Annotated in this window: 17 protein-coding genes; all 17 read left to right on the top strand. The window is 37.3% G+C overall.

Annotation, left to right across the window (positions count from 1 at the left end; all coding sequences use genetic code 11):
* Positions 1 to 41 precede the first annotated feature (41 nt).
* The 17 genes from AB7942_RS20780 (at position 42) to AB7942_RS20700 (ending at position 18909) form a co-directional block, all read left to right on the top strand.
* The gene (locus AB7942_RS20780) at positions 42 to 1034 is read left to right on the top strand and encodes a nuclease-related domain-containing protein (RefSeq protein WP_369448380.1); all 993 of its coding nucleotides are present in this window, start codon (positions 42 to 44) and stop codon (positions 1032 to 1034) included.
* A gap of 26 nt (positions 1035 to 1060) precedes the next feature.
* Positions 1061 to 1828, top strand: coding sequence for a delta-lactam-biosynthetic de-N-acetylase (gene pdaA, locus AB7942_RS20775; protein ID WP_369448352.1), 768 nt, complete (start codon positions 1061 to 1063; stop codon positions 1826 to 1828).
* Between the two features lie 88 nt (positions 1829 to 1916).
* On the top strand, positions 1917 to 2672 hold the full coding sequence (locus AB7942_RS20770) for a class I SAM-dependent methyltransferase (RefSeq protein ID WP_369448351.1): 756 nt from the start codon (positions 1917 to 1919) through the stop codon (positions 2670 to 2672).
* Between the two features lie 153 nt (positions 2673 to 2825).
* Positions 2826 to 4205: a 23S rRNA (uracil(1939)-C(5))-methyltransferase RlmD gene (rlmD, locus tag AB7942_RS20765; RefSeq protein WP_369448350.1), complete on the top strand. Its 1380-nt coding sequence runs from the start codon at positions 2826 to 2828 to the stop codon at positions 4203 to 4205.
* 247 nt (positions 4206 to 4452) lie between these two features.
* A complete protein-coding gene (locus tag AB7942_RS20760; RefSeq protein WP_369448349.1) occupies positions 4453 to 4992 on the top strand; it encodes a YncE family protein in 540 nt (179 codons plus the stop codon).
* Between the two features lie 505 nt (positions 4993 to 5497).
* Entirely contained in the window at positions 5498 to 6805 is a 1308-nt protein-coding gene (locus AB7942_RS20755) for an efflux RND transporter periplasmic adaptor subunit (RefSeq protein WP_369448348.1), read from the top strand.
* A 442-nt stretch (positions 6806 to 7247) separates the two neighbouring features.
* Positions 7248 to 7571 (top strand): ArsR/SmtB family transcription factor, encoded by a 324-nt coding sequence (locus tag AB7942_RS20750; protein WP_098930011.1) that lies wholly within the window; start codon positions 7248 to 7250, stop codon positions 7569 to 7571.
* Between the two features lie 3 nt (positions 7572 to 7574).
* Entirely contained in the window at positions 7575 to 7964 is a 390-nt protein-coding gene (locus tag AB7942_RS20745) for an SRPBCC family protein (RefSeq protein ID WP_369448347.1), read from the top strand.
* Positions 7965 to 8148: 184 nt separating this feature from the next.
* A complete protein-coding gene (locus AB7942_RS20740) occupies positions 8149 to 11319 on the top strand; it encodes an ATP-binding cassette domain-containing protein (RefSeq protein ID WP_369448346.1) in 3171 nt (1056 codons plus the stop codon).
* A 445-nt stretch (positions 11320 to 11764) separates the two neighbouring features.
* Positions 11765 to 12154, top strand: coding sequence for a hypothetical protein (locus AB7942_RS20735; protein ID WP_369448345.1), 390 nt, complete (start codon positions 11765 to 11767; stop codon positions 12152 to 12154).
* A gap of 415 nt (positions 12155 to 12569) precedes the next feature.
* Positions 12570 to 13742: a C40 family peptidase gene (locus AB7942_RS20730; RefSeq protein WP_369448344.1), complete on the top strand. Its 1173-nt coding sequence runs from the start codon at positions 12570 to 12572 to the stop codon at positions 13740 to 13742.
* A gap of 167 nt (positions 13743 to 13909) precedes the next feature.
* Positions 13910 to 14617: a M48 family metallopeptidase gene (locus tag AB7942_RS20725; protein ID WP_098930001.1), complete on the top strand. Its 708-nt coding sequence runs from the start codon at positions 13910 to 13912 to the stop codon at positions 14615 to 14617.
* A gap of 34 nt (positions 14618 to 14651) precedes the next feature.
* On the top strand, positions 14652 to 15149 hold the full coding sequence (locus AB7942_RS20720; protein WP_369448343.1) for a YehS family protein: 498 nt from the start codon (positions 14652 to 14654) through the stop codon (positions 15147 to 15149).
* A gap of 76 nt (positions 15150 to 15225) precedes the next feature.
* The gene (locus AB7942_RS20715) at positions 15226 to 16695 is read left to right on the top strand and encodes a protein adenylyltransferase SelO (RefSeq protein ID WP_369448342.1); all 1470 of its coding nucleotides are present in this window, start codon (positions 15226 to 15228) and stop codon (positions 16693 to 16695) included.
* A gap of 53 nt (positions 16696 to 16748) precedes the next feature.
* Positions 16749 to 17018 carry an iron-sulfur cluster biosynthesis family protein gene (locus tag AB7942_RS20710; protein ID WP_369448341.1) on the top strand — a complete coding sequence of 90 codons (270 nt, stop codon included), beginning with the start codon at positions 16749 to 16751 and terminating at the stop codon, positions 17016 to 17018.
* 168 nt (positions 17019 to 17186) lie between these two features.
* Positions 17187 to 17957 carry an IclR family transcriptional regulator gene (locus AB7942_RS20705; protein ID WP_369448379.1) on the top strand — a complete coding sequence of 257 codons (771 nt, stop codon included), beginning with the start codon at positions 17187 to 17189 and terminating at the stop codon, positions 17955 to 17957.
* 64 nt (positions 17958 to 18021) lie between these two features.
* The gene (locus AB7942_RS20700) at positions 18022 to 18909 is read left to right on the top strand and encodes an acetaldehyde dehydrogenase (acetylating) (RefSeq protein ID WP_088085826.1); all 888 of its coding nucleotides are present in this window, start codon (positions 18022 to 18024) and stop codon (positions 18907 to 18909) included.
* The last annotated feature ends 1 nt before the right edge of the window (position 18910 follow it).

Here is an 18910-nt window from a genome sequence, read left to right as displayed (position 1 = left end):
ATATACTATTAAATACAAAGGAGGAATAAATCTTGATTGAAATGGAACTCACCCCACCCACCTTTTTACTACAAGCTGAGGCTTTAGAAAGACGGATAGCAGATAATCATAGAAAGATGCAGGATGTAAAGGCCAAAATTAGAATTTTAAGATCCGGATACAATGGAGAAAAAACAATCAAATATTATCTGGACCCAATTCCGGAACACAAATATCATATTTTTTACGGTCTCCGCCTCCCCATAGGAAATACTTTCTTCCAAATTGACACGCTTCTACTTTCAAATAAATTAATATTAATCCTTGATGCTAAAAACCATTCTGGAACGTTACGCTTCGAAATAAATCAATTGATTCATGAATATGGAGACAATAGAGATGTTTATGAAAATCCAGTTGCTCAAGTAAATCGACATAAAATTTTATTAAGATATTTATTTGAAAAATTTAAAATACCTCCTATCCCCATCGAAAATCTTGTAACAGTTTGCAAACCCTCTACCGAAATCATAATCCATCCAGGCTATCAAGAAGCAGCGCAAAAAGTCATCAGAGCATATGATTTATTAAACAAAGTAGATGAATTAGAGGAAAAGTATACTGAAAAAAAGTTAAATCAAAAGCATCTTAATCAAGTGATTAACCTTTTAAAAACACAACACACTCCACAAAAAATTGATATTCTTAATTTTTTTCAAATTACAGAAGACGAACTAATCACAGGAGTGCAATGCCCAAGATGTTTATACATCCCCATGGATTATAGAAGGTCAAAATGGATATGCCCTGAATGTCTCTTATTTTCAAAAGAAGCATCCATTAATGGTATTAACGATTATTTCTTGCTGATAAATTCCTCATTTAGTAATCCTGAAATACGGAAATTTCTTCTCTTGCCATCTTCGAGATCGACCACATCATTTCTACCAAAACTAAACCTCCCCCAAACTGGTACAAAAAGAGGTCGAATCTACCACCAACCAACATTTCCTATTTTCACCAATCATGTTTTTCCACCTAAAAGCAAACAATAATATAAACAAAAATAGGGGGAACATGGATGAAAAGATTATTGTGCATCCTCAGTATGCTGCTCGTATTGATACCTCAGAGTACATATGCGGCTGTTTCCAATCAGCCGGTCCATTGGGGCTTTAAAAAGGGTGTTAATGAACAGCCAGCAGAAGCAGGGGCCGAGCTTGATCAGCTGATCGAAAAATACGGGGCTTTTTATAAAAGTAACCCTAATTCAAAGACGCTTTATCTTACCTTCGATAACGGATATGAACAAGGTTATACCCCTCAGATTCTTGATATTTTAAAAAAGGAAAAGGTCCCTGCAACATTCTTTGTAACTGGACATTACTTGCTCTCAGCAGGGGATATAGTTAAAAGGATGGTAAAAGAAGGGCATATTGTTGGTAACCATTCGTGGCATCATCCAGATCTCACAGCTGTAAGTGACCAAAGGATACGTGAAGAGCTGGAAAAGGTCCGCGTTAAAACGAAAGAATTAACGGGTCAAAAGGAAATGAAATATCTCCGCCCGCCAAAAGGAGTCTTTAGCGAGAGAACGATGCAAATTGCTAAAGAAGAGGGCTATACACATGTTTTCTGGTCCCTTGCCTTTGTCGATTGGAATGTGAACCAGCAAAAAGGCTGGCAATATTCCTACGACAATATCATGAGACAAATCCATCCCGGTTGTATACTGCTATTACACACTGTTTCAAAAGACAATGCCGATGCACTTGAAAAGGCGATTCAGGACTTAAAGAAAAAAGGCTACAAGTTCAAAAGCCTGGATAAGTTTCCGAAGAAAAAATAATCAAAGGTAAAGGCGAATTTATTCAAAAATTCGCCTTTTAATGATTCATTTTATAATATACAATATTATCCAGGAGGAGGGGAGTATAGTGAAATCAACAGAAAAATTTACGGACAAGGCAGAAGTCTATGCAAAATATCGCCCAGGTTATCCGGATGAATATATACAATATTTACTCGAAGCAACTAAGTTAAATGAGAATTCGATCATAGCGGATATTGGATCTGGGACCGGTATATTCAGCAGGCAATTACTTAAAAGAAACGTAACTGTTATTGGTGTGGAACCAAACGATGATATGAGAGAGAAAGCAGAACAATCGTTAAAACAGAATGCCCGGTTTATTTCGGTAAAAGGTGAGGCTGAACAAACCACTTTGCAGGATAAAAGTGTTGATTTAGTGACGGTGGCACAAGCATTTCATTGGTTCGAAAAAGACAAATTCAAATTGGAATGTAATCGGATATTGAAACTAGATGCAAAGGTTGCGCTTGTGTGGAATAGTCGAGATGCATCAAGTGATTTAAACAAGGAAAGTGAAGAGATTTGCCAAAAGTATTGTCCGAATTTTAAAGGTTTTAGCGGCGGGATGGACGAAACTCAGGAAGTTTATCATCAATTTTTTAAAGATGGAATTTATGATTTTAAAAGTTTTCGAAATGACTTGGAATTAGATTTTGAAGGATTTCTGGGAAGATATTTGTCCGCTTCCTATTCTCCGAAAAAGACGGATGTGGAGTATGACCTCTTTATAACCGCCCTATCAAACTTATTCGAAAAATATAGTAATAATGGGCAAATAAAATTACCAAATATCACACGAAGCTACTTGGGAAAGGTGTAAGCTATCAATAGTTATCAATGCCGAATCATGGAGATTCGGTTTTTCTATGTAAATCATGCTATAATACGGGGTAAAATTAAAATGAAACTATCTGTAATGAAGAAACAGTTACTAGGGTTCTTTGAATTTATGGAATAATTTGGAGTGAAATAGATGAAAACTGATCAAAATATCAAAATCGAACTAAATCAAACCTTTCCGCTGACTATCAAAAGGCTCGGCATTAATGGGGAAGGGGTGGGCTATTTTAAAAGGCAGGTTGTCTTTGTGCCGGGAGCCCTTCCAGGTGAAGAAGTTGTGGTAGAGGCAACGAAGATTAACCCTAAGTTTGCTGAGGCAAAAATCAAAAAAATCCGCATTAAATCCCCGCATCGTGTCCTGCCGCTTTGCCCGGTGTATGATCAATGTGGAGGATGTCAGCTACAGCATTTGAAATACGATCAACAGCTTAAGGAAAAACGTGATATTATCATTCAATCACTTGAGCGCCATACGAAAGTCGACATCAACAAGCTTGACATCCGTGAAACAATTGGGATGGAAGACCCATGGGGATACAGAAACAAGAGCAGTTTTCAAGTCAAGGCAATCGACGGCAAGGTATTAGCCGGACTCTATGGCCTTAATTCCCATCAATTGATAAATATTGACGAATGTGCTGTGCAGCACGCGCAAACAAATGAAGCAACATCTGAAGTTAAGCGGATTTTAGAGGAATTAAAAATTCCTATTTATAATGAGAAATCTCGAAAGGGTATTATTCGAACGATTGTTACTCGTGTCGGAATTCAAACAGGAGAGCTGCAAATAGTTCTGATTACAACACAAAAAGAATTGCCGAAAGTGGATATTATTATTCAGGAAATCCAAAAACGTCTACCCCATGTGAAATCTATTGTCCAGAACATTAATGGGCAAAAAACTTCCCTTATTTTTGGAGAGGAAACACTCCCGTTAGCTGGTGAAGATTTTATCCAAGAAACCTTGGGAGACTTACAATTCGAGCTTTCGGCAAGGACCTTCTTCCAGTTAAATCCTGTGCAAACGGTAAAGCTTTATAATGAAGTGAAAAAAGCAGCAGCACTGACTGGCGAAGAAAAAATAGTCGATGCCTATTGTGGAGTGGGAACCATTGGATTATGGCTCGCTGACCAGGCGGGAGAAGTCCGGGGGATGGACGTCATCACGGAATCTATTGAGGATGCGAAGAAAAACGCAAAGCGCCACGGATTTACTAATACTAAATACGTACCTGGAAAGGCAGAAGAGGTCCTTCCTAAATGGGTCAAAAAAGGTTGGAAGCCCGATGTCATTGTAGTCGATCCACCTAGAACAGGCCTAGAGGGGCAACTCATCCAAACCATCCTTCAGGCAGAACCAAAAAAGTTGATATACATCTCATGTAATCCTTCAACTTTGGCTAAGGACATTCAGAACTTAAGCGCGAAATATGAAGTAAAATATATCCAACCAGTGGACATGTTCCCGCATACGGCACACGTGGAGTGTTGTGCATTGCTAAAATTACGTTAACTAAAAGCAGATGGTAACGAGAATCTATTAAAGATCCTCGCAGTGCCGTCTGCTTTTATTTCAATTTGCTCTATAAGTCGATGTAATAAATCTGGAGTAAGAGTATCAAAGATATGTTCGGACTCTGTCACTTTTGTTGTAGTCAACATGTCGTTAAATTGAAGAACTACAGGACTCTGGCATCGCGGTCGTGAATACTGATAAAATGAATAGCCTTGGTGCCTATCCAGTCAAAGAGAGAAAGCGATTGTCGATAACTGAAGATGGTTCAGTATTGGTGGCAGCCGGCAAGGAGATTGTGTTTGTGTCCCTAGCAACTGGTACCAGAAAACGAGTAGGGGAGCTGAATTCTCCAGTGGCGGCTTCTGCTCTTTCCTCACGTTTCGGTTTTTTGTGTGTGGTGGATGTTAACAAACATCTTCATTTCGCAGATCTCAAAACCAGAAATCTCTTATCGGCGATTACACTTCCGTTTTCTCCAATGCGGTTCCTGTACATTGACGACAAACGCGGACGTGTGTATGTACCAATGTGGGATGACAAAAGCTTGACATCGTTTCTTTCCGTTGTGGATCTCACCAAACGCTCCCTGATTGCTACGGTATCATTGCGACCGGGGCTATTGGGCATGCTTTGCGTCGAGGGAGATCAGGTGTGGGTGTCGATGCTTGATCGGATCCTTCTACTCGATCCGGATACGTTGGAGTACCAGGATGAAATCCATACCGGCATGTATCCGTTCTCTTTACATTTTCGACCATCGATATCGATAAACAAATCCAACTGATCGGTAACTGATCAATAGATTGTGTATCCATTCGGAAACTGGTGGAACGGCAGGACTCCCGAAGTATTGGAGGTTTTGTTTTGTGCTGAAATGAACAAAAGCGAATTGCTGACAAAGATAAACGACTCTTGAAAAGATGGACGAAGCGAAAGAATGGATTGTTGAAATAAGGAAATAATTAGATTTTTAAAAGTTTAATAAGGTGAACATAGCTACATCCATCAATAAATTTGTTTTCTACAATCAGCACACCAGTCATGCTGAGTGCGTGTCGCAACTTATTTAAAGAAAGGTAACTAACCCTTAGACTTACTTCTTTCAAGTAGAAAGTAATGAAAATGTTATTTATTAAGCAGCCTTAGCCCTGTATTCGGGCTAAGGTATGAATAACATATTTAATTTTCTAAAAATTATTCCTTGTAACTTTATTATTAAAAATGGACAATAGATATTAGTAGTTCGATTAAACACTTCGCTATATATCTATTAAGTAAGGGGTAGGGTTATGGAAACAGCAAAAAGAATTGGTATAGAAAATGAACAAGTACGTACCTCGCGGCAAAAGAAATGGATTTTACTTGGGATCCTTGTTCTTTTATTCATTTCTGTGATGTTAAGCATAGCTGTAATAGAGGTTAAAAAAAGTAAATCTAAGCCGTTAGTGTTAATAAATCAAACAGAAAAAAAATTTACTAAAACAAAAACAGTGTCAGGTCGTGTTGTACAAAGTCATGCTGAAACGATTTATGTAAATGCAACAAAAGGATCTATACAGGAGATCTTTGTAAAAGAAGGGGAAACAGTTACAAAGGGACAAAAGCTCTTTTCTTATGAAGGCTCAACAGTCGCGGCTGAGCTAGGACAAACAGAAGTAAATAAAAAGCTAGCAGAAACAAGTGTTACTCAGATGAAAGAGCAAATCACTTCATTAGAGCAGGATATACGAGAAGCTGAGTCAACCAATACAACTGATACAACCAATACAACTGATACAACCAATACAACTGATACAACCAATACAACTGATACAACCAATACAACTGATACAACTGATGCAGTTGATTCAGCTAACATAGCTACTAAAGCTATCACGATCCAGTCACTTCAAGCTGAACTAAATAAAGCAAAAGCTGAGCTCCGTACAGCAGAACTCAATGTAGAAAAAAATACGTTGCAGTCTGAAAAGCTAAAAGCTGAGCTCGAAACATTAACTGTCATCAGCAACACTGCAGGTGTAATATCAAACCTGAACCAAAATGTAGGTCAAGGTTTTCGAGCAAAAGAAAATCAGCAACTAGCAATCATGCAAATCGCTTCTAATGATCCGTTTCAAATTGAAGGAAAGCTCACAGAAGCAGAAAAGGCAAAAATTTCATCAGGCCAATCTATTACGGTAACTTCTAAAGTAGTAGCAAATAAGAAATGGAAAGGGAAAATTGCGGAGGTTAGTAATTATCCTACGTATAAAACAACTGCAAAAAAGGATAAAGATACACAACAAGAAACTAGTCCATACTATTCCTTTAAAGCAAGTATAGATTCACAAAAGGGCCTATATCCTGGCTACAATACCACGCTTGATGTAATAGTACAGTCAAAGCAGTTGTTAGCAGTTCCTGAAACGAGCATCACTGGCTTTGGAAAATCGACCTATGTATATGTACAAAAAAAAGGAAAGATTCAGAAACAAAAGGTAGAAACTGGTCAAAATGAAGGCAAATGGGTTGCCATACTTAAGGGGTTAAAGGAAGAAGACAAATTAGTAGAAAATCCATCCTGGATTGTTCGCATTGGTACATTACTTTTTGATTAGTATTTCACAGGTATATTATGGTAGTGATTGGATTCAATAAGAACAAAATTTTGCTGTAGACACAAATGTTATATTCCATATGAGACAATAAGAAAAGCAAGTATAATGGACATGCCAGTGTAATATTAGCTGGCTTGTTTTTTTATTTAGTATTATTTATCAAAGTAACTCACCAACACCCATGTGTTGCCTTTTTACATTTCTTGAAACGGATTATCAAAGCTGTAATGAATATCGACAGTGTCATAGTTATTACAAGTGATCTTTTCAACCAGAGAATGAAGGACTTGAGGCGTTAATTCCTTAAAGAGGGCACCTATATACTTGATGATAGGAGTATAGAATTAATGCCATAATGTCAAAAATATAAATTGACTGGACACTGTTTGGTGTCCTATAATAAAGACACCAATTGGTGTCCAATTTAAAAGGAGGGGGGATTTTGAGCGAGAAAAATCAAGAGCGTGATGTTTATGCAGCCATCGCTGACCCAACAAGACGTAAATTGTTAGGTTTGTTGGCGGAGGCAGAAGAGTTACCTCTTCACGAATTAACTGCTCAATTTCAAATGGGGCGTACTGCTGTCTCTAAACATTTGGCTATTCTTAAAGAAGCGGGCCTAGTTGCTGACCGCAAAGTTGGTAGAGAAACAAGGTATCGACTAAATGCGGCTCCGCTACAGGAAATTAAAGATTGGGTATCCTTTTACGAGAAATTTTGGAATGAAAGAGTGTTACTTTTAAAAAATTTATTAGCGGAGGAATAAAAAATGGCAGATGTATCATTAGATTTTCAGTTTACAAGTTCAATCAATAAGGTGTGGAACGCATTAACCGATTCGGATACTCTTGCAAAATGGATAATGGAAAATGACTTTAAACCAATCGTAGGACATAAATGTCAATTCCGAAATCCGCAGTGGAATTTAATTGTAGATTGTGAAGTATTAGTAGTGGACGAGCCTAATAAGTTATCTTACACATGGGTAGGTGGTCCGATAAACACTACTGTCACATGGACATTGAAGGAAGAGGATGGCACAACCTACTTACATCTTGGACAAGCAGGATTCGAAAAAGAAGATCAAGCGTTCAATGGTGCGAAATATGGTTGGGCGAAAATGGGCGAAGATCTTAAAAAAGTGTTAGGGGAAATGTAAGACCAAACCTCTGAAGTGAGTTTTTTAGTTTTAAGCTAACCTATAGGAAAAAGCAAACGGCTCAGTATAGAACTGAGCTGTTTGCTTTTTTAGAATGAGTTTGTCGATTCAAAAAAACACAACAACTACATTTGAAGTTGTGCTAACATGGCAATACTAGATTTAGAGAATGGGGAGGATCAATATGAAAATCAATCAATTAATTGCGAACAATATTAACAAATTATATGCAGCACTTCCAGCAGATCAATCGTTAGGAATTGCTGGTTTGTCAGGATCTGGAAAAACAACTTTTTGTCAAACCATTGGTGAAGAATCCAAGAAACGTCTCGTTTCCTTATTGCCAAAGGCTGAATATCAGTATTTATTTCCTAACATAATGGAAACCAATTTTAGTGCTATCAAGATGGAAGAAATGCCACTTGTACTTTTTCTAGGAAGATCATCCATTTCTTCCAATCCACGTTCAACAATTGGCACACATACTGGCGTGTTTACAGAGATTCGTGTGAGTCTTGCTGAAAAATATAATCTTTCTCCGGAAGTGTTTTCCTTTAATAATGCATTAGGCTGGTGTCCAGAGTGTAAGGGTCGTGGAACTACTAAAAATGTCGAATGTAAAAAGTGTAAGGGAAAGCGCTATAATCAAGAAGTTGAACAATATAAAATTGAATTATTTGATCAAACACATAGTATTTCCGATATCAACAATTTAAGCATTGAATCGATTCTATCACTAGCAGAAGTTTTACATATTAGTGAAGCGAAACAGCATATTCTTAAAAATATTATCAATATGAATATTGGTTATTTAACATTAAATCGGATCATGGGTACCTTGTCAGGAGGGGAAATAACACGTCTTTACTTGGCAGAATTCATGGCAGCCAGTGAAAATACCGTGATTATTATTGATGAAATCTCCGTTGGTCTTGATCACCAAACACTATTGAAGATTTTAGAACAGATTAAACAATTAGGCTATAAGAATCAAATTTGGTTCATTGATCATTCTGACACGGTCCTAGATACAACGGATGAGCAATTGTTCTTTGGACCCGGCAGTGGGAAATATGGCGGAAAAATTGTGGAAGAATCACCGCGTCCACAACCCATCCATTGGGAACAAAATCAAGAAATGCCAACAGATTACTATCAATTTCGTGAACTGCATTGCCGTAATATTCAAATGGCTGAAATTCAGATACCCAAAAATAGGCTTGTAACCTTTACGGGTGAATCTGGATGTGGCAAATCTACACTAGTCAATGAATGTATCGCCAAAGACTTTCAGAAGCGTTATCCAAAAGATAAACTAGTAATGGTAGGGCAAGATCGAAACCAATCGATTACTAGTCGGTCAACCGTTGCGACTTTTCTTGATATCAAAAAGAAACTTACAAAATATAGTGAAGATATTGATGATATTTTTGAGCGTTCGATTGAAGATATTATTGATGAACTTCCAAATCAAGATATTGCACATAAACGTTTGAGTTTACTGATCAAACTTGGACTAGGTTACTTGACATTAGAAAGAAAAACACAAACCTTATCGACTGGTGAATTTCAATGTGTTCATTTAGTTTCGGAACTGTTTGCGAATTCTAGAAACCCTCATACACTTTTCATTTTTGACGAACCTTCAAAAGGTTTATCACAAAATATTCTAAATCAATTCATTGATAGCGTCAGGGTCATTCTGCAAGACGAATCTGTCTCAATTATGATGATTGAACATAATGCCTATATGTTAGAAAGCTCTGATTTTATCGCTGATTTTGGTAAAAGAAAGATTGAACCTGTCACTCATCTTGAAGTTGTCAGTCATAACGAATATTACGAGCTTAAAAATAAGGAAGATGTTGTGCTTCCATCGCAAATTTCTTCGACACTCAAAGCGCAAAATGGCATTAATTATTTAAAAGAAAATCATATCGACTATTTTAAGAATGCAGAAAATGTCTATAAGGGTGGTATCTTAAAAAGCTTATCATCAATGGCCCGTTTAATTTACGGCGAATACGAATCTGACACCATTGCGCCTGTCATTGCTATAGATCTTGAAAGACATTTGTATAGCCAATATAGTTTTCTCTATGAAATGGGCGGCGTGATCAACCATATTATCGCGTCGCATCCGACCATTAAAGATACGAGAAGCTTCGATTTTTATTCACAGGACAATCATTGTCCATCATGCTCAGGACGCCTTAAGATTGAAATATTTGATAAAGATCTTGTCATTCAGGACAAAACCGTTCCATTCTGGGATGGCCTATTTTATCCTGAAGTGATGGAAGTATTAAAATATTATCAATATCCAAAATTAGAGTTTCTATTTGAGGAAATTAAGAATGAGCTCGGGTTCGATCTGACGAAAAGCTACAATGAGATGTCAGAAGAAGAAAAGCATATTTTTTGGTACGGATATTTTGAAAAGACATTCTATGATAAAGCAGGCAAAACACAGAGGACCTGGGTAGGCTTTAATACCATCGTTGGTGGGTATATGGTCATTTCGAAATCGGTGATTAAAGAGAAAATGAAAGCATCTAAAGAAAAGATTACCTGTCCGATTTGTAATGGAACTGTACTTAATCATCATAAACAGCTTACATTTGGTGACACAGATATTCGTGAGATGATCAATCAGCCACTTGATCAAGTGTTACAAATAGTTGGAGAGTTACCTGTACTCGTAAAGCTAAAATCTATTGTTGGCGGCGATATGACTTTGACAGAAGATGTCTCCCTGCTGCCTAGGGAAACACAAGTCGCATTGAAAATGTTTGAATTGGAACTCGCAAGCTTTGTTGGGTATGAAATGGTATTGCAAAATGTCTTACCATTCTGGGACAGCATTAAAAACAATATTGAATCCATCAGCATCAATAATCAGATTACCATCTGTGATTTTGCCAATATCAATGAGACAAGAGAAACTATCATTGATAAGTATTTCACTAATGGAAAATACAAAAAACTAACGTATGTTTATGAAGCATTTGGTTACAAAAAAATAGTCACTCAAATTAATAAAATTAATAAAAATTTTCCATGTCCATTCTGTAAAGGGAAGAAAATCATTACAGAAGAGAATCTCCATGATGGCGTGTTTAAATTAACGATACCATGTGTGAGTTGTCGTGCAAGTGGCATCAATGATGAAGGTCGCAAGGAAATGGTCGAAGGCATATCAGTAAAAACATGGCTAACCGGCAAAGTAAGTGATGTTGTTGAAGAAAACTTATATACAGAAGCTGTCGCTGATATTCCAATTTTCAATCGTATTCGTGAGTTAAATAAACGAGATATGATGGCGGTTTATCAATCCCTTGAGCAAAATAATTAAATTAGAATTATTAAAACAAGCCATATTTTAAAACAAAGCTAGGTGTCAGCTATTGAAACTCATTTGCAATAATAAATTGCAAATGAGTTTTTATGCTATTCTGAAGTGGAGCTAAAGGGAAGGAATTTAGTCGAAACGGTGTGTTCACACAATTGTAGAAAACCTAAGAAGAGAAAAAATTATCATGAAATATATTGTGATATAATTTAGCGAAAAGGAGGTTGAAAAATGTCAAATGATAATAAATGTTTTTGAAATTTGGATTTCGTCTAAATAAATCTCCAATCTTCTTCCCCTTTATTTTTCATCATTTTAAACCCACTCTCATGCCTTCTTATAATAACTTCCAGTTAAAATGCTGAAACGAATAAATTCATTTAATAACTTGAATAAATGGGAATGTTGCCGGTTAAATCGAAGTTATTAAAAAAATAGGAGTGGTTTTATGCATGCAGTTCTGACTAAGATTGCTAAAGGCATCACGGTTTGTTATTCAGAGGCTTTTCCTGATCAAAATGAAGATTATTTCCATCTGTTTTATATAGGAAAGTTATTTATAGTCGCGGACTCATATTGTATGAATCCAGATTGTAAATGCCAAGAGGCAGTTCTTAATTTTGTCCAAACTTATCCGAGAGAAGATAGGAAAGCTGACAGTTTTATGATTAGGTTTAAACTTAACGGCAGTGGATATAGAATACATGACCGCGGCAAATTCACTAGACGTGAAATAAAGGCCATCGTTATGCATTTTACCGCAGACGACATGCTCCTGGAACTATTAAATGTACGATACAAGGAAATGAAAGAAAAGGCAAAAGAAATTCTAAGTTAAGTGCGGACTTAAGGTCTTGACCCAAGTTGACAAAATTTATTTCTCAACTTGTTTAGAAACAGATGATTTATTAAAAAATCCTCTTATAGGAAAAGCCTATACTGAGGAATTTGAAAAATACAAAGGAATTAAAAGAATTGATATTAAGAAGCTGCAAATTTGGAATGGGATAATATCCTGTTTCTTTTTTTTGCTCTATTTTTAACAATACATGTTTAAGTTTATGATTTAGAATACCGTGGTGGGTATCCGTCTAAAAGTAGGGAGCAGGTGTCGACTCTTTATCAGATTATTCTACATAAAATTACAATTATATTACATTATCGACTGTTTCATTGTTATTAGTCAGTTAGGAAGATAAACTATTAATATATAAAAATCGAATTAACAATAGGTAATAAGAGGAGATTTTAAAATGATAAAAAAATTATTTAAATATACAGTATCGGCTGCCATCCTCGCCACTATGATTCAAGCAACACCTACTTTTGCAAGTCCAGTAGATTCACCAGTTACACAAGAAGAAATCAATTCTACAAAAGTACAAATCAATGACTTTGAAACAAAGATCCAGCAATTAGACAACCGGATCTCCTTATCCATGGAGAAAAGTCAAAAACTAAACGATCAGATTAAAACACAACAAGGAAAAATTGAAAAAACAGAGGCTGAAATTGAAAACGCTAAAAAGTCCTTAGATGCTCATAAAAAGGTCTATTCTGATCGTCTAAAAAGCATTCAGTTAGAGGGCAAACAATCAATCGCTACTTACGCAGAGCTTTTACTTTCGTCTGATAACATTTCAGAGTTTTTAACTCGTTTTACTGCTATATCGCATATCATGGAAACTGACACAGACTTACTGAACGGTTTAAATGATAAAGAACAAGCGTTAGAAAATGCAGAGGAAAAATTACATAATGAGTTTGACCAATTAAAAAAGAGCCAGGTTGAATTAGCTTCTGAACAAAAAAAGATTGAAGAAGATAAAAAAGAAGTTGAAAAAGGAATAGCTGAGGCGAAAAACACATTACAAAACCAACAGGCTCAACTGGCACAACAAAAGGCTGAACAAGCCCGACAGCTTGCTGCACAACAACAAGCCCAACAACGCGCTCAACAACAGTCCGAACAGCCTGCTCAACAAGCCCAGCAACAAACTCAACAGCAGGCACCAGTAAGCAGCAGACCTTCTAAGTCTGCACCACCGTCAGTTGCAGCCATTTCAACTAACTCTGGATCGGCAAATGCGATGATTGCTTACGCTAAACAATTTTTGGGCGTTCCTTACGTTTGGGGCGGGTCAACGCCAAGCGGATTTGATTGTTCGGGATTCACTTCCTATGTGTTTCGTTCAGTTGGCATTAATCTGCCAAGAGTTTCACGAGACCAGCAAAATGTTGGAACAAGAATTTCTCCGAGTCAAGTACAGCCAGGTGATTTAGTATTCAGGGGTTCTCCTGCCTATCATGTCGGCATTTATATTGGAGGCGGGCAATATATACATGCTCCGCAAACGGGTGATGTTGTGAAAATTGCTTCGTATAATCCGTCTAAATTTTCTAGTGCTGCTAGAGTATTGCGTTAGAAGTAACAATTTTTTGAAATGTAACCTTAAATAGTGAGACCATTGCAAAAAAAGTTAATTGCTTTTTCAAATAAACATAGGCAAAATCATGTTAGAGTAGGTTATTTATACTTACTCTAATTTTTTTTGCTGTTATTTTACCCATTGTCATAAATGAAGGTGATTAAATGATACATAAATATTTAGGTCAGACCCTTAGTTTTGAGATAAATTATAAAAATCGTACATCCATGGGCATTTATATAGATGTTTATGGAAATGTTGAAATCCAGGCTCCTAAAGGGACCTCCGATGAACTTATCCTGCAATTATTAGAGGAAAAATGGGATTGGATCCAGCAAAAATCAACAGAAATGAAGGATAGAAGGCTTGGCCAAAAGGTAAAGGTCTATGATCATGGTGAAACCTTTCTTTATTTAGGAAACGATTATCCTATCCAGGTCTCTCAAGATATAAATATCAAGCAAGACTATGTAGTGTTAGAAGGGGATAAGTTATATATATATGTGAAACAGCTTGAGGATGAGAAAATAAAACAAGCCTTAAAACGGTTTTATTATCAGCAGTGTAAAACCTTAGTAGAGAGGAGTATTCGTTCCTATCAAAGCAACTTCAAAATAAAACCAAGGTCTATCCGTATTTCTGATAATAACAGGAACTGGGGAACCTGTGATTCCAGGCAGCAATTAACCTTCAATTGGAAGCTCGCGATGGCACCATTGAAGGTAATTGATTATGTAGTTGTTCATGAAATGTGCCATATGGTTCATCTGAATCATGATCGATCTTTTTGGCGCCTTGTAGGTAAAATAATCCCCGAGTATGAGCAAATGGAGAACTGGCTAGCTTTATCAAGTTGGAAAATGACAGTCTAAAAGTGGAACATCAATTTTAAAGGGAGACTTACTGATGGATAATAATGATATATTAATTCGAATGAGATATGCACTAGAAATAAAAAATAAAGAAATGGCAGAAATATTTAAACTTGGCGGAGTGGAAGTAACAGTCCCTGAGGTAATAAAGATTCTAACAAAAACCGATGATGAGGCTGAATATGACGATCAAATAAAATGTAATAACAGTATGTTCGATTCATTTTTAAATGGGCTTATTATTTTTAAAAGAGGGAAACAAGAGACCAAACCAGGACAGTCGGAAACAACGGAACCGTCAATAAAGAAAAGCGCAAACGTTAATAATCTCCTGTTGAAGAAAGTAAAAATAGCGCTGGCCTTAACTACTGAGGATATGCTGGAAATATTTGAAAATGCAGGAATAACTGTAACAAAAGGAGAACTCGGCGCTTTATTAAGAAAAGAAGGACATAAGAATTATAAAGAGTGCGGTGATAAATACGCTAGGAATTTCTTAAAAGGTTTAGCTTTTAAATATAGGGTAATTTAATCACACAGTCTTTTAGAATTCCTATAATTTTTGTGTAAAGTAAGTTTAAAAAGACAAAAAAAGAAAAGGGGATACGATGGCTAAAGAAATTAATGAACTATGCTGGAACTTAGATAACAGTTATGCCCGACTGCCAGACTCATTTTTTACCAGGACCGACCCAACGCCTGTCCGTTCACCCAAGTTGATTATTCTTAATAACCGGCTGGCAACCTCCCTTGGCTTGAATATACAGGAGCTCGAGAGCGTAAATGGCGTAGCAGTATTTGCTGGCAACCGGATACCTGATGGGGCAATGCCGCTTGCCCAAGCATATGCAGGGCATCAATTTGGGCATTTCACGAAATTAGGGGATGGACGGGCCATCTTGCTTGGTGAACAAATCACCCCGAAAGGTGAACGGTTTGATATTCAACTTAAGGGTCCAGGTAGAACACCGTACTCCCGCGGAGGCGATGGTCGAGCGGGGCTTGGACCGATGCTGCGTGAATACATCATCAGCGAAGCGATGGATGCGCTTGGGATACCAACCACTCGAAGTTTAGCCGTTGTGACAACCGGGGAGGCAGTATTCCGCGAAACCGCCCTGCCAGGAGCAATTCTGACACGTGTGGCAGCCAGCCATCTGCGCGTTGGTACCTTTCAATACGTAGCAAAATGGGGCACAGTTGAGGAGCTCCAGGTACTAGCAGACTATACACTAAAACGCCATTATCCACACGTTGACACTGATGAGAGACGATATCTATCGCTGCTACAGGAAGTGATCAAACGTCAGGCAGCGCTAGTAGCGAAATGGCAGTTGGTTGGCTTTATCCACGGGGTCATGAACACCGACAACATGACCATTAGCGGAGAAACGATTGATTATGGCCCGTGTGCTTTTATGGATACCTATGATCCTGCAACAGTATTTAGTTCTATTGATAGGCAAGGACGTTATGCTTATGGGAATCAGCCGTATATTGCCGGTTGGAATCTCGCTCGATTGGCTGAAACTCTTTTGCCGCTCTTACATGACAACCAAGAACAGGCTGTCCAACTGGCTCAGGATGAGATTTCACATTTTATGGAGTTGTTCCAGGTTAATTGGCTGGCTGGAATGAGAGCCAAACTCGGCATATTTAACGAGGAAGAACAGGACGCATCTCTTGTTGATAATCTTTTAACTATGATGCAAAAGTATAAGGTGGACTATACCAATACCTTCCGAGCATTAACTTTTGATAAGCCGGAGGATACAGTATTAGTGGAGACTTCAGAATTTAAGCAGTGGTATGAGCAATGGCAAGCGCGTCTAAACAGACAGCAGGAATCAAAAGACTCCTCATACCAGTTGATGCGTAATAGCAATCCTGCGGTAATCCCTCGTAACCACCGGGTGGAGGCTGCACTAGACGCTGCCGTGAATCAAGAAGATTACAGCGTAATGGAGCGGTTGCTTGATGTACTTTCAAGCCCATATGCGCACTCCCCAGAACAGGCGGAATACTGCACGCTTCCTGAGCAATCAACCCAGCCTTACCAAACCTTTTGTGGTACATGATAATCATTAATTAAATCTCTTTTTAGGAAATTAAGGTGTGAGGATGAGATCGCGTGTTTCTATTAACTGAAAATGCCAAAACAGAACTACAAAATAGGTTGGAACTAGCAGATTCAAAACAATTTATCCGGCTGCAAATGCGTAAAAGTTGTTTTATGAAAGTGAAATTGACCTTGGAAGAAACGATTCAGCCAAATGATGCAGAAATTACTAAGGATGAATTGCGTTTCATTATTGACAATGGTGAGTGCCATTATTTCAATAATAAAACGTTAGATTTTATCCCAGATACAACAGGTTTTAAGCAATTTGAGATTATTTAAAAAGGAGTCTGATTTCTATGAAATCAGACTCCTTTTTTTATATTTTCAATGTAAATTAAAAAAACAGTAAAATTATTTAAAATATTGACAGAATAATGAACGAGAGTTACTATTAGATTGTCCTTAAAGAAATGCGAACGTCATTCGATAATGTCGAATATAAGGAGGATGGTTGTGTCAGAACGTTTAATTCAGTCTGTTGAAAGAGCCGCTGATATCCTAGAATTATTTTTGGTTACAAAACCAGAACTAAGTATCAAAGAGATTAGTGAGAATTTAAATTTATCAAAAAGTACTGTCCACGGTATTATCAAGACTTTGGAACATAGAGGGTTTCTTCAACAAAATCCTGAAGATTTGAGATATAAGCCAGGGATCAAGCTTTTTGAACTTGGCAATTTTGTCGGACAACATCTCGATATTGGGAAAATTGCAAGGCCCATTATTAGAGATTTAGTGGATGAACTAAATGAAACTGTTCACTTAGTTTCGTTACAGCGAGATGAAATTATTTACATTGAAAAAGTAGAAGGTCAAAGTGCCCTTACTATTTATTCGCATATTGGAAAAAGAGCTCCTTTTCATAGTACGGGTGTGGGAAAGGCAATACTTGCCAACCTTAATGAAAATGATGTTAACAGAATATTATCATCTATCAATTTGGAATCATTTACTAAGCACACGATGACAAATATTGAGGAAATTAAAGAACATTTGCATTCCATCCGTGAGCAAGGCTATGCGGTCGATGATGAAGAAATTGAGTTAGGGCTTAAATGTATAGCTGCGCCAATATTTAATCATCAGGGAAATGTAATCGCTTCAATAAGTTGTGCTGCACCTAAAATGAGGCTGGATGAAAATCGGCTACCTAAGGTGATAGCAGGAATTAAAAGTGCTGCAGCAGAGATTTCAAGTTGTTTAGGCTATAAAGTTTAATACATCTTATAGAAAAACTAGAGAGAAAAAATAAAACACATTAACTTTTAGGAGGAGAATTATTTTGTCAAAAGTAAAAGTTGCCGTTCTTGGCTCAGGGAACATTGGTACAGATTTAATGATCAAACTGGGACGCTCTGAATATTTAGAGCTAACAGCTGTGATTGGGATTGACCCGCAATCAGACGGATTACGCCGTGCTAGAGAATTAGGTTATGCTGGGGTTGATACAGGAATTGATGGTTTTCTTGCAGACAAGACACTAGAAGCAGACATCGTCTTTGATGCAACTTCAGCCAAAGCTCATCTTTATAATGCAAAAGTGTTAAAAGAAGCAGGAATAAAAGTAATTGACATGACTCCTGCAGCTGTAGGCCCATATGTATGTGCTGCTGTAAATATTGATGAACATTTAGATAAAGATAATATCAATTTAATTACCTGTGGTGGTCAAGCAACCATTCCAATGGTTCATGCAGTTCACCGAGTAGCTCCAGTAGAATATGCAGAAATCGTTGCAACGATTGCGAGCTTAAGTGCTGGCCCAGGAACACGTGCAAATATCGATGAATTTACGGAGACAACTTCACGTGCAATTGCTGAGGTTGGTGGTGCTAAAAAAGGAAAAGCGATAATGATTCTAAACCCTGCTGAACCGCCAATTATGATGCGTGATACTGTTTATACCCTTGTTGAAGATGGAAAAATGGATGAACAAGCGATTAGGAAATCGATTGAGGAAATGACTAAGGTTGTTCAATCCTATGTTCCAGGCTATCGACTCCGCACAGAACCAATTTTTGAAGGAAATAAAGTAACCATCTTCCTTGAAGTAGAGGGTGCTGGTGATTACCTTCCTAAATACGCAGGAAACTTAGATATCATGACATCTGCCGGTGTTAAAATTGCCGAAGCGTTTGCTAAAAAATTATTAACGAAAGAAACAGTTTGAA

The sequence above is a fragment of the Neobacillus sp. BF23-41 genome, from assembly GCF_041106275.1.
Note: the sequence above shows the minus strand (reverse complement) of the source record. Positions and strands in the feature narration are given on the sequence as shown.